The organism is Streptomyces sp. NPDC088745, assembly GCF_044751045.1.
In the GTDB taxonomy this organism is placed as follows: domain Bacteria; phylum Actinomycetota; class Actinomycetes; order Streptomycetales; family Streptomycetaceae; genus Streptomyces; species Streptomyces cremeus.
The window spans coordinates 130225-142585 of sequence record NZ_JBIVLB010000015.1; the positions used below are offsets into that span (position 1 = coordinate 130225).

General features: G+C 74.0%; 8 protein-coding genes. 5 read left to right on the forward strand and 3 right to left on the reverse strand.

Translation table 11 applies throughout. The features are described 5' to 3' along the window. Positions 1–340: 340 nt before the first annotated feature. The 4 genes from ACIP93_RS30755 to ACIP93_RS30770 all read left to right on the forward strand — a co-directional run bounded on the left by ACIP93_RS30755 (position 341) and on the right by ACIP93_RS30770 (position 7681). On the forward strand, positions 341–1984 hold the full coding sequence (locus ACIP93_RS30755) for a glycoside hydrolase family 6 protein (protein WP_401764113.1): 1644 nt from the start codon (positions 341–343) through the stop codon (positions 1982–1984). Positions 1985–2327: 343 nt separating this feature from the next. Continuing rightward, entirely contained in the window at positions 2328–3284 is a 957-nt protein-coding gene (locus ACIP93_RS30760; protein WP_401763973.1) for an alpha/beta hydrolase, read from the forward strand. 169 nt (positions 3285–3453) lie between these two features. After that, the gene (locus ACIP93_RS30765) at positions 3454–6309 is read left to right on the forward strand and encodes an AAA family ATPase (RefSeq protein ID WP_401763975.1); all 2856 of its coding nucleotides are present in this window, start codon (positions 3454–3456) and stop codon (positions 6307–6309) included. A gap of 109 nt (positions 6310–6418) precedes the next feature. Further along, entirely contained in the window at positions 6419–7681 is a 1263-nt protein-coding gene (locus ACIP93_RS30770) for a hypothetical protein (RefSeq protein WP_401763978.1), read from the forward strand. Between the two features lie 174 nt (positions 7682–7855). Here ACIP93_RS30770 and ACIP93_RS30775 read toward each other — a convergent pair whose 3' ends face one another. From ACIP93_RS30775 to ACIP93_RS30785, 3 genes are all read right to left on the reverse strand, one after another. Further along, positions 7856–8938: a chitinase gene (locus ACIP93_RS30775; protein WP_401763981.1), complete on the reverse strand. Its 1083-nt coding sequence runs from the start codon at positions 8936–8938 to the stop codon at positions 7856–7858. A 207-nt stretch (positions 8939–9145) separates the two neighbouring features. After that, positions 9146–9886 (reverse strand): hypothetical protein, encoded by a 741-nt coding sequence (locus tag ACIP93_RS30780; RefSeq protein ID WP_401763984.1) that lies wholly within the window; start codon positions 9884–9886, stop codon positions 9146–9148. A gap of 231 nt (positions 9887–10117) precedes the next feature. Then, positions 10118–10960, reverse strand: coding sequence for a MerR family transcriptional regulator (locus ACIP93_RS30785; protein ID WP_401763987.1), 843 nt, complete (start codon positions 10958–10960; stop codon positions 10118–10120). A 129-nt stretch (positions 10961–11089) separates the two neighbouring features. On the opposite strand from ACIP93_RS30785, the gene ACIP93_RS30790 reads away from it, so the two are divergent. After that, positions 11090–12358, forward strand: coding sequence for an erythromycin esterase family protein (locus ACIP93_RS30790; RefSeq protein ID WP_345220053.1), 1269 nt, complete (start codon positions 11090–11092; stop codon positions 12356–12358). Positions 12359–12361 lie beyond the last annotated feature (3 nt).

The window sequence follows — 12361 nt, forward strand, 5'->3', positions numbered from 1 at the left end:
TTGCACCAGTGGGAGCGCTCCCACTGTGCTGGCGTCCGCGTCGCGGGGTCAAGAAGGGTGAAGAGTCGAAGATATTCGACAGAGCAACTTGGCGAGCACGTCTGTTACTTGACGTCGCTTGCCGCTACGGTTCTGCCTCACCAGTGGGAGCGGTCCCCTTCGCTAGGTGCTCTGTCAGGAGCACCTCAGTTGTCAGGAGTCGCTCATGCATCACCCCGTGCATCCCCGCGCCACCTCTTCCGCCTCTTCCGGCTCCGCCGCCTCGGCGCGGAGACCGCTCAGGTCCTCCTCCGTCTCCTCCCTCGGCCGTACGGGCCTGGCGGCGGCCTGCGCGCTGCTCATGGCCGCCGGTGTCACCGCCGTGGCGTCCGGCCCCGCCGGTGCCGCCGCAGCCGGCTGCACCGTCGACTACAAGATCCAGAGCCAGTGGAACGGCGGCTTCGGCGCGAACGTCACCGTCACCAACACCGGTGATCCGGTGACCGGTTGGACGCTGGAATGGGTCTACGCCGGCAACCAGAAGGTCACCCAGGGCTGGAACGCGACCGTCACCCAGACCGGCGCGGCCGTCACCGCCAAGAACGTCTCGTACAACGGGAACCTGGGCAACGGCGGTTCCGCCTCCTTCGGCTTCAACGGCAGCAGCAGCGGTGAGAACGCCGTGCCCACCGCCTTCAGGCTCAACGGCGTGACCTGCAATGGCGGCACCGGCCCGGGCCCCGACCCCACGGATCCGCCCGGCGACCGGGTCGACAACCCGTACACCGGGGCCAAGGTCTACGTGAACCCGGAGTGGTCCGCCAAGGCGGCCGCCGAACCGGGCGGCGCGGCAGTCGCCAAGCAGCCGACCGCCGTCTGGCTGGACCGCATCGCCGCCGTCCAGGGCAGCGGCACCTCCATGGGCCTGCGCGCCCACCTGGACGAGGCACTGAAGCAGAAAGGCAGCGGAGAGCTCGCCGTCCAGCTCGTCATCTACAACCTGCCGGGCCGCGACTGCGCCGCGCTCGCCTCCAACGGGGAACTCGGCCCCACCGAGATCGGCCGGTACAAGAGCGAGTACATCGACCCGATCGCGGCGATCCTCGCCGACCCCAAGTACGCCGGGCTGCGGATCGTCACCGCGGTGGAGATCGACTCCCTGCCCAACCTCGTCACCAACGTCACCCCCCGCCCCACCGCCTGCGACGTGATGAAGGCGAACGGCAACTACCAGAAGGGCGTCGGGTACGCGCTGAACAAGCTGGGCGACGTCCCCAACGTCTACAACTACGTCGACGCGGGCCACCACGGCTGGCTCGGCTGGGACGACAACTTCACGGCCTCCGCCGAGATGTTCAAGCAGGCCGCCACCACCGAGGGCGCCACCCTCGCCGACGTGCACGGCTTCGTCGTCAACACCGCCAACTACAGCGCTCTCAAGGAAGACCATTTCACCCTCGACGACAGCGTGAACGGGACCTCCGTGCGCCAGTCGAAGTGGGTGGACTGGAACCGCTACACCGACGAGCTGAGCTACGCGCAGGCCATGCGCGCCAAGCTGGTCGCCCTCGGCTTCGACTCCGGTCTCGGCATGCTCATCGACACCTCCCGCAACGGCTGGGGCGGTACGGCAAGGCCCGCCGGACCGGGGCCGCGCACGACCGTCGACGCCTATGTGAACGGCGGACGGTACGACCGGCGCATCCACCTCGGCAACTGGTGCAACCAGTCCGGGGCCGGCCTCGGCGAGCGTCCGACGACGGCGCCCGCCGCCGGGATCGACGCCTACGTGTGGGTCAAGCCGCCGGGCGAGTCGGACGGCTCCAGCAAGCTCATCCCGAACCCCGACAACAAGGGCTTCGACCGGATGTGCGACCCGACGTACACCGGCAACCCGCGCAACGGGAACAGCATGTCCGGCGCGCTGCCGGACGCGCCGGTCTCCGGTGCCTGGTTCTCCGCGCAGTTCCAGGAGCTGCTGAAGAACGCCCACCCGGCGCTCTGACGGTGAGCCGCGCACAACGGTAGTCGCAGGAGTGCGGGGCGCGGTCCCTCTTCCGGGGTGCACACCGGGAAAGGGGCCCGCTCCCGCGCCCGCTCCCCAAGGCCCCGGAGCCGCCGATGGTCTTCCGGCGGGAGGCCCCGAGCGTCGGCACCGGTGCGCTTCCGGCCGGAGACCGTGCCGGCCCAAGACCGGTGAACTCGCCGATGCCCGCGCCGCGCGGCCGCCGCGAGAGTGTCCCCTGTCAGTGAAGAACAGCGGCACCCACGCGGCGCCCGGAGCCGACTGGACGACGTGCCCCGATCCCCGGCCCGGCGTGATGCCGTCACGACGAGAGGACCCCCCCGTGCAGCAGCTCCTTCCCTCCGGCGACACCACCCCGCGCCACCGTCGCCACCAGCTGACCCAGTCCCGTACCCTCCAGGGCGCGTGCGCCAGCGCGGTCGCCGCCGCGGCGCTGCTGGCCGCTTCGCTCCCCGGCGCGCAGGCCGCCCCGCTTCCCGCGGCGCGGGTCGCGGAGAACCCCTACGAGCGGGGTCCGGCGCCGACGCAGTCGAGCATCGAGGCGAGCCGGGGCTCGTTCGCCACCTCCGAGACGTCCGTCTCCCGGCTGAGCGTCAGCGGGTTCGGCGGCGGCACCATCTACTACCCGACGTCCACCGCGCAGGGCACCTTCGGCGCGGTCGCCGTCTCACCGGGCTTCACCGCCACCCAGTCCTCCATCGCCTGGCTCGGTCCGCGGCTCGCCTCGCAGGGGTTCGTCGTCTTCACCATCGACACCAACACCACCTCCGACCAGCCCGCCAGCCGGGGGCGTCAACTCCTGGCCGCACTGGACTACTTGACCAAGCAGAGTGCGGTGCGCGGTCGGATCGACGCCTCCCGGCTGGGCGTGATGGGCCACTCCATGGGTGGCGGCGGCTCCCTGGAGGCCGCGAAGAGCCGTACCTCGCTCAAGGCGGCGATCCCGCTGACCGGCTGGAACACCGACAAGACGTGGCCCGAACTGCGCACGCCCACCCTGGTCGTCGGTGCGGACGGGGACACCATCGCGCCCGTGGCGTCGCACTCGGAGCCGTTCTACGGTTCACTGCCCGGCTCGCTGGACAAGGCGTACCTGGAGCTGCGGGGCGCCTCGCACTTCACGCCGAACACCTCCAACACCACGATCGCCAAGTACAGCATTTCGTGGCTGAAGAGGTTCATCGACGACGACACCCGCTACGAGCAGTTCCTGTGCCCGCTGCCGCAGCCGAGCCCGACGATCGCCGAGTACCGGGGGAACTGCCCGCACACCTCGTGACGGGCGGGCGGTGAGGGGCCGCGCGGCTCGGCTCCCCACCGCCCGGCGGGGGCGCGGCTTGTGCCCCCGCACAGCCGTGACGGGTCCGCGTTGGGACGCCGCCCCGAACCCGGCCGGACAGGCGGACGGGAGTCTTCCGCAGTTGTTTACGCGGAAGTAACGTGACGGCGTGACCTCCTCCACGACCGTGCGCACCCCGCTGCGACTGTACGGGCGCGGCAGTGAACTCGCAGCATTGGAAGCCCTGTTGGGCCGACTGTGGGCTGGGCGCGGCGGCGCGCTCGTCGTGGCCGCCCCGCCCGGGCAGGGGCGTACGGCACTCCTGCGCCAGGCCGTCGCCCGCCATGCCGCCCGCTGCCCGGACGCGGTCCTGGACGTCACGGCCGCTCCCGCCGAACAGCGGCTGCCCCACAGCGGGCTGCACGCGCTGCTGTGCTCCGCGCCCGGGCCGCTTCCCCTGCCGCCCGAACAGGTGCTGCGCTCCGGCTCCGTGCCCGCCGCGCTGCCGGGCCTGCTGCGTGAACTCGCCCGATACCGGCCCCTGTTGGTCTGTGTGGACGACGCCCACCGCTGGGACGGCGCATCGCGCGCGGCGCTCGCCTTCGCGGCCCGGCGGCTCGGGGCGGACAGCGGGGTCGCCGTGCTGATCAGCACGGCCGACGAGACGGAGTTCGCCGGGCTGCCGGTGCTGCGCCCCGGCCCTCTCGACGACGACGCGGCCTCGGCTGTCCTGGACAGGTTCACCCGGGGAGCGGACCACGTGGAACCAGCGGTACGGGGCGAGTTGGTGCGGGAGGCCGCAGGCAACCCGAGCCTGCTCGCCGGTCTCCTCGCCCGCCTCACCCCGGGACAGCTGGCGGGCCGCACCCCGCTCTCGTATCCGCTGCCCGGCGCCGAGAGCGTCCTCCAGGCGCACGCCGCCCTGCTGGACGGGCTGTCGCCGCAGACCTGGACGGTGCTCCTGCTGGCCGCCGCCGCGGCGGAGCACGAACCGGACGGCATCGGATCGGACGCGGCGCTCATCCTGCGCGCGGGAGTTCGCGCCGGGCTCGACGCCGACCTGGTGGAACGGGTGCTCCTCGACCCCGCGGCGACCGCGCGGGCGCTCCAGCACACGGGAGAACGGGTGCACTTCCGTCACCCACTGCTGCGTCGGGCGGTCCTGCACAGGGCGCTCCCGACGCACCGCCGGGCAGCACACGACATGCTCGCGGACCTGCTGGCGGGAGCCGGGGCGCCGTCCCTGCCGGAACTCGTCCAGCGGGCCTGCGCGGCCCCCGGACACGACGAAGCGCTCGCGCGGCAGTTGGCGGCGGGTGCCGTCGCCCCGGTGCCGCACGCCGGACGCGCGTCCGCGCTCGCCCGCGCCGCGACCCTCACCGTCGACGGCACCCGGCGTGGCGCACGCTTCGCCGCGGCCGCCGAACAGGCCCGGCTCGCCGGCGACGCGGACCGGGCCCGCGCACTGCTGGCACGCGTGCACGGACCCGGCCCGGCCTCCGGGCCCGGCGGGGCTTCCGCGCCCGACCCCGCCCCCGTCCGTGGCCCGGCCCCCGCGCACCACCGCGCCTCCGCGCACGGCCCGGCGCAGTGCGTGCGCGGACTGCTCCTGCTGCGGGACGGCCCGGTCGCCGACGCCCGCGAAGCCCTCCTGACCGCAGCCGCACTGCTCCTCCCGCACGATCCGCCGAGCGCCCTGGAGGCCCTGCTCGGCGCGGCCGAGGCGGCCTGGGCGGCGGGGGACGCCCCCGCCTACCTCGACGCCATGCGGCGCGTTCCGCCCACCGCGGCCGATCCGGCGCTCGCGCGCCACCGGGCGGGCATGTGCGCGGTCCTCGGCGGGCACACCGCCGAGGGGCACGCGCTGCTGCGCCGCAACCTCGACACGGCCCGGAGCGACGGAGCCCCCGCGGAACTCCTGCGCGCCGTCGTCGCGGCACTCGTCCTCGGCGAGGTCGACACGGCTTGCCGGACGGGCGCCCGTGCGCTCGCCGCCGTACGGTCGACGGGCCCCGACGTACTGCTGCCGAAGGCCCTGGAGCACCTGGCCCACGCCGAGTTGCGGGCCGGACGGCACGCCCGGGCGCGGGCCCACGCGACGGAGGGGCTGCAGGCCGCCCGCCGTACGGGACAGCCCAACACCGCCGCCCACCTGCACGCCGTGCTCGCGCTCGTCGCCTCGGTGGAGGGCGACGCCGCCGCCTGTACCGCGCACGGCGACGCCGCCCTGGCCGGGGCCGGCCCGCACGGCCTCCTCCAGGCGGCCACCCTCGCCACCTGGGCACGTGCCCGGACCGAACTGTCCCGCGGCCGGCCCGCCGACGCGGCCGCGCGGCTCGCCCCGCTGGTACGCCCCGGCCCACGGCGGGGTCACTTCGCCACCCGGATGCTCGCCGTGCCGTGCTACGTCGAGGCGGCCGTGCTCCGCGGCCGCGCGGACGCCGGCCCGGGCGGCGCCCGCCCCGCACCGGCGGACGGCGCGGCCGAGGCCGTGGCGGAGTTCGCCCTGTGGGCCGACCGCAGCGCCGACCCGCAGGCCCCCGCCCAACTCGCCCGCTGCCGCGCCCTGTTGGCTCCTCCGGACGAGGCGGCCGCCCGGTACGAGGAGGCACTCTCCCACCACGACCGTGCGGGCGGCGACTTCGAACGGGCCCGCACCCAACTGCTCTACGGCCAGTGGCTGCGCCGGCGCCGCCGCACCCGGGAGGCCCGAGGCCCGCTGCGGGACGCCCTGGTCTCCTTCGAACGCTGCGCCGCCCGGACCTGGGCGGAACGCGCGGGCGGCGAACTGCGCGCCGCCGGCGAAGCGGTCGACGCCGGGCCGGCCGCACAGGAGACACCGCTCGCCGCACTGACCCCGCAGCAGCACCGGATCGCCCGGTACGTGGCCGAGGGCGCCACCAACCGCGAAGTGGCGGTCCGTCTCTCGGTGAGCCCGCGGACGGTGGACCACCACCTGCGCAACGTGTTCGCCGCACTGGGCGTGCGCTCGCGCATGGAACTCGCGCGGTTGCTCGGCCGTTGAGGGCGGGGGCAGGGGCGGCGGGGCCCGAGCGCGAGGAGAGGGAAACCCCCCGCGGGTCCGGGTGTTGGCCCCAGTGCGTGCGGCGGGCCGGACACGGCAGGGTCGGGTCATGAACATTTCCCGGTTACGCGCGAGATCAGCGAAGTCCGGTGCGCTCGCCCTGGTGTGCGCCGCAGCGGCCCTGACGGCGGCGGGTTCCGGCGACGGCCCGGCGTCCTCCCCGGCCGCCGCGCCGGCCGCCCACCAGCACCCGGCCGCCCACCAGCCCCCGGCGGCACGCGGCGCAGTGGTGTCCGCGACCCCCGTACTGGACCTGGACGCCGCCGAGGTCGCGGCCCGCCTGACGGCGAAGGGAATCGACGCGGGGCAGGTGCGCCACGGCGTGCGCGCCCACCGGATCGTGTACCGCACCGTCGACACCCGGGGCAGGCCCACCACCGCCAGTGAACTGGTGGCCCTGCCGAAGAGCGGCAAGCGCACCCTTCGGGTCGTGTCCTGGCTGCACGGCACCCAGGCGTACCGGGGAGAGGTGGCCTCGATGAACGACGCGGCCACCGACCGCTCCACGGCACTGCTCTTCGCCTCCACCGGCCGCGCGGTGTCCGCGCCGGACTACCTCGGGCTCGGCGAGGGCCCCGGCTTCCATCCGTACGGGCACCCGGAGGCCACCGTCAGCGCCTCGGTGGACGCGCTGCGGGCGGCGCGCGCGTTCACCCGCCGGGACGGCCGCGACCTCGACCGGCGCGTCCTCGTCAGCGGGTTCTCGCAGGGCGGGCCCGCCACCATGATGGTCGGGCGGGCCCTGCAACGGGGCGTCGACCCGTACTTCCGCCCGGGCGCCCTGGCCCCGATCGCCGGCCCGTTCGACCTGAGCGCCTTCGAGGCCGCGGCGGCGAACGACGAGGTCGAGAAGTCCTCGCTCTACCTGGCCTACTTCGCGACCGCCTGGAACCGCATGTACGGCCTGTACGACACACCGTCCCGGGCGTTCCGCGCACCGTACGACGAACGGGTGGAATCGCTTTTCGACGGCCACCACCAGGTGGGGCAGATAGCGGCCGAGCTGCCGGCGACGTCGAAGGAACTCTTCACCGAGGAGTTCCTCCAGCAGGTGCGCCGGCCCACGGGTGTCCTGCGGCGCGGACTCGCGGCACTGGACACCACCTGCGACTGGCGGCCCGACGTCCCGGTGCACCTCTTCCACGCCAAGGGCGACAAGGACGTCGCGTACGCGAACGCCCTGCACTGCCGAGGCCAGCTGATCGCCAACGGAGCCGACCACCGGCTCAGCGACGTCGGCGACGTCGACCACTCCACGACGGTTCTGAAGGCGTTGCCGCAGGTGGTACGCGAGTTCGACGCCGCCTGCTGAACCCGGGCCGGGCCCGGCCCCGTTTACCGGCTGTGTCCGAAACGCTCACCCCGCACGGGTGCGCACGGCGTCCCGCCGGACTGCGCCCGCCCCCATCCGGCCACGGGGCTGCGGAACGGGCCCGCCCCGGAAGAGGCGGGCCCGTGTGACCTGCTGGTTTGACCATCCGGGCGATCAGCGGGATTGCAGCGCCTTGACGTTGTCGCCGAAGGTCCAGTTCCGGGAGCCGTCCCAGTTGAGGGACCAGGTCATCAGGCCCTTGAGCTGGTTGTTGTAGGTGCGCCAGGCCTGGGAGACCAGCGAGGGGCTCATGTAGCCGCCGCCCGCGCCGGGTTGGGCGGGCAGGCCCGGGACCTGCTTGTCGTAGGGGACCTTGATGGTGGTGCCCTGGATGACCAGGCCCTTGTTCAGGCAGTCGGTCTGCTTGGTGAAGCCCTGGACGGTCCCGGCGGAGTAGGAGTCGCCGGAGCAGCCGTACATGTTGCCGTTGTAGTACTGCTGGTTGAGCCACCAGAGGCGGCCGTTGTCGGCGTACTTCTTGATGATCGGCAGGTACGCGCCCCAGATGGAGCCGTACGTGACGCTGCCGCCGGTGACGTAGGCGGTCTCCGGGGCCATCGTGAGGCCGAAGTTCGGGGGCATCTGGGCGAGGACGCCGTCGATGATGCGCACGAGGTTGGACTGGGAGGCGGAGAGCTTGGTGATCTGGCCGCTGCCCGTGAGGCCCGTCTCGATGTCGATGTCGATGCCGTCGAAGTTGTAGCGCTTGAGGATCGGGACGATCGTCGCGACGAACTTGTCCGCGACGGCCGAGGAGTTGAGGTCGATGCCCGCCGTCGCGCCGCCGATCGACATGAGCAGGGTCAGGCCGTTCGCCTTGGCCTGGCACATCTCGGCGGGGGTGGCCACCTTCACCGTCGAGTCCATGCCGTCCTCCCAGAGGACGGTTCCGTCGTTGCGGATCACGGGAAACGCGGCGTTGATGACGTTGTAGCCTTGCTGGGGTATCCGGGGGTCGGTGATCGGGGTCCAGCCGAAGGGCGGATGCACCCCGTTGGCCGCGCCGTCCCAGTTCTCCCAGTAACCCTGGAGGACCTTTCCGGCCGGCTTCGACTTCACCGGACAGGTGTCGGCGGCGGGGAGGGCGGGGGCGGCGGGGGCGGCCGGAGCCGGGGCGCCGGTGAGCGGGACGAGCGCGGCGGCTGCCAGGGCGGCCGTCAGCAGACGGCGGAGGGCGGTGCGGGCGCGGGGGGACATGCTGGACCTCCTGGGTGGGGACCGGGAGACGCAAGGGGGCCGAGGGGCGGCCTCTGGGGGTGTGGTGCGCCCACACGCTAGGTAGGTCCAGACCAATCGTCAAGAGGTCTGGACCAGATTGGTACGGGCCCGCCGGGCCGGTGGGACGGGGGAGTTCCCCGGCGCGACGCCCCGTCGCGCCGAAGAACTCTCCCGTACTACGCCGAATCAGTGACGGTCCGCCGTTCCGGCCACCAGGTGGCCTGCCTGCGCGGACGCCCCGGGGAGGCCGGCCTGCGCACCCGAGCCCGGGAGGCTCTGTGCTCCCCCCGCCGCTTCCGCGCCCGGGAGGGCCGGAGCCTTCGGCAGCGGTGCCGGGCCGAGCACCGGCGTCGGCGGCACGACGTCCTTCACCGCCCCGACGCCCACCTCCAGGAAGACGGCCGTGGCCAGTTGGCCCAAGTGGACGACGAGCGTCCCGCCCACCTTCGTGTATCCGGCCGCGTCCCCCTTCAGCGCGGCCTCGACCAGCGCCTTCGTGTCGGCCTTGATCAGCTCCACCGCGGCCCTCATCGCCTCGCGCGACGCGGCCGCGGCCGCCGCCCGCTCCTGCGGGGTCGCCGCGCGGCCCGCGAAGTTGGCGGGCGAGCCGCCGGGAATGATCGCCAGCAGGTTGTCGAGGCTCTCGTCGGACTCCTTGTGGGCCTTGTCGAGCTTCTGCTTGTCCTTCTCCCCCTTGACCACCATCCCGGCCAGCTCGCTCGTCTCCTGGGTCGCGTCCCCGAACTTGCCGACCGTCTGGAACGTGGACGCGAGCTTCTCGTCCGGCGGCACGACGGGGGCGGACCCGGTCGACGCCGCGGCCGGTGCCGTGCGTGCCTCGGGCGAGGCGACCGCGGCGGGAGCCAGCGTGAGGACCCCGCACAGGGCGACGGTGACGGTGGCGGAGAGGGGGGCGATGTGAACCATGGGGCGGATCCTTCCGGTGGTACGGCCAGGGGGCGGCCGATGCGTGCGTACGACGGGGGTCCGGGACGGGGCGCGGTTCGGGTGCGGCTACGGGTACGGCTCTGGTGCGGCCACGGGTACGGCTCGGGCGCAGTGCCCGGTACGGCTGGGGGTCGCGCCCCGCACCCGGCCCGTCGATCACATTCCGCCACCAGCCCATCGCCCGCAATCGCAGAACCGGCTGTCACCCCATCAGCCGCCCCCCTCCCCGGGGCCCCCGACGAGGTCCAGGTACGCGTCCAGCTCCCGCCCCGCCGCCAGCATCGCCCGGCTGCGGCGGTGCAGCCGGGCGTGCCACTCGGCCAGCACCCCGCCGAGCGCGTCCGCGTCGCCCGCACCGCGTAGCTGCTCGGTGAAGACCCGGATCCGGTCCAGCGGAAAACCGCCCCGCCGCAACTGCCGGGCGACGTACGCGTCCCGTACCGCCTCCGGCGGATAGCGGCGGTGCCCGGTGGCGGGATCGCGGCGCGGGCGCAGGATTCCGGCGGCCTCCCACTTGCGCAACGAGGCCGGATGCAGGCCGAGTTGCCGGGCCAGCGCGCCGACGGCCGGTTCCGCCCCGGTCCCGGCCCCGGCCCCGGTCCCCGTCCCCGTCCTGGCCCCGGTCCCGGGGTACGGCTGCGGCTCGGCCGTCGTCCGGGGGCACGGCTGCGGATCGCTCGTCCTCGCTGGGTACGTCACTGGGTACGCCTGCGGATCGGCCGTCAGCGCGCCCAGTGCGGCGGTCACCTCCGCCAGGGTGTCGCGCTCGCGCAGCAGCTCCGCGTGCGTCCCGTCGATCAGCCGGAAGAGCGTGCCCGTCTCGCCCCGGTGCGCACACCGCAGGATCTCGGCGGCGACCCCGTGCCCGTACCCGGGACGCAGCGCGAGGAACGCGCGCAGGGCCTGGGCGTGGACGGGGGTGTAGCGCCGGTAACCGGAGGCGGTGCGCTCGGCCGGCGGGAGGATGCCCTCGTCCTCGTAGTTGCGTACGGCCTGGGTGGACAGCCCGTGCTCACGGGCCAGGTCGACGGGGCGCAGGGCGCGCGGGCTCATGATGACCCCCGTTTGAAGGTTTCAGTGGGTCCGGCCTTGCGCGTACCGCGCAAAGTCTCAACGGGCACTTCAAGGATACGGTGGAAGGCAGAGCCCGCACCCCCACCCCTCCTCCCGAAGGGAACCTCCATGCCCTCTCCTCTTCACCCCCTCGGCCACCACTTCGACGACGACCCCGCCCAGCTCGCCGCTGCCGCCGACCAGTTGCTCGCCTCCCTGCCGCAGCCGCCCCTCCTCCTCGGGCTCGGCGAGCCCACCCACGGCGCCGAGCAGTTCCTGGAGCTCCGCAACGACCTCTTCCTGCACCTCGTGCGCCACCACGGCTACCGCGCCATCGCCATCGAGAGCGACTGCCTCGCCGCCGCCCTGGTGGACGACCACGTCACCACCGGTGCCGGTGACCTCGACGAGGTCCTGGCCACCGGCATCACCCACCGCTTCGGCGCCTTCGCCGCCAACCGCGATCTCGTCGTCCGCCTGCGCGAGCACAACGCCGGACGCCCGCCCGAGGAGCGGGTGCGCTTCCACGGTTTCGACGCGCCGCTCGACATCGGCGACACCCCCAGCCCCCGTGCCGCCCTCCTCGCCGCCCACGCCCACCTGGCCGCGCACCTCCCCGCCCACCGCGTTCCGCACACCGCCGACTCCCTGTCCGGGCTCCTCGGCGACGACGCCCCCTGGGAAGAGAGCGGAGCCCTGAAGGACCCGGCGCTCTCGATCGGCGGTACGCCCGGGGCCCGCGCCCTGCGGGCCGCCGCCGACGACGTACTCGCGGTGTACGAGACGGAACTCCCGGCCCTGCGACCGCTCGACCCCACCGCCTTCGACCGTGCGCACACCCGGGCCCGCACCGCGCGCGGACTCCTGCGGTACCACGCCGCCATGGCCTCCACCGCCCCCGACCGCATCGCCGTCATGCTCGGCGTCCGCGACGCGATGATGGCCGAGAACCTGCTCGCCCTCGCCGCCGCCCAGCGCAGCCCGAGCCTGGTCTTCGGCCACAACTCCCATCTCCAGCGCACCCGTTGCGGGATGGACTTCCTGGGCGAACAGCGCTGGTGGGGCGCGGGAGCCCTGGTCGCGGCCTCCGCGATCGGTGACCGTTACGCCTTCGTCGCCGCCGACTCCACCCCGGAGGCGGCCGCGGCCTGCGCCCCCTCCTGGGCCGACCCCGCCGACGCCGGACGCCCCGAGGGGGAGACCTTGCAGCACGCCCTCGCGGCCGCCGCCCCGGCCCGTGCCTTCTTCCCCGCCCGCGACCTGGCCCCCCGCGTACCGGCCCGGCGCGCCCCCGGCAGTTGGTGGTACGCCCCGCTCGACCCGGCGGACCTGCCCGCGATGGACGCCGTGGCCTTCGTAGGCCCGCTCCGGGAAGAAAACAGCCTCACCCTCGGCTGACAT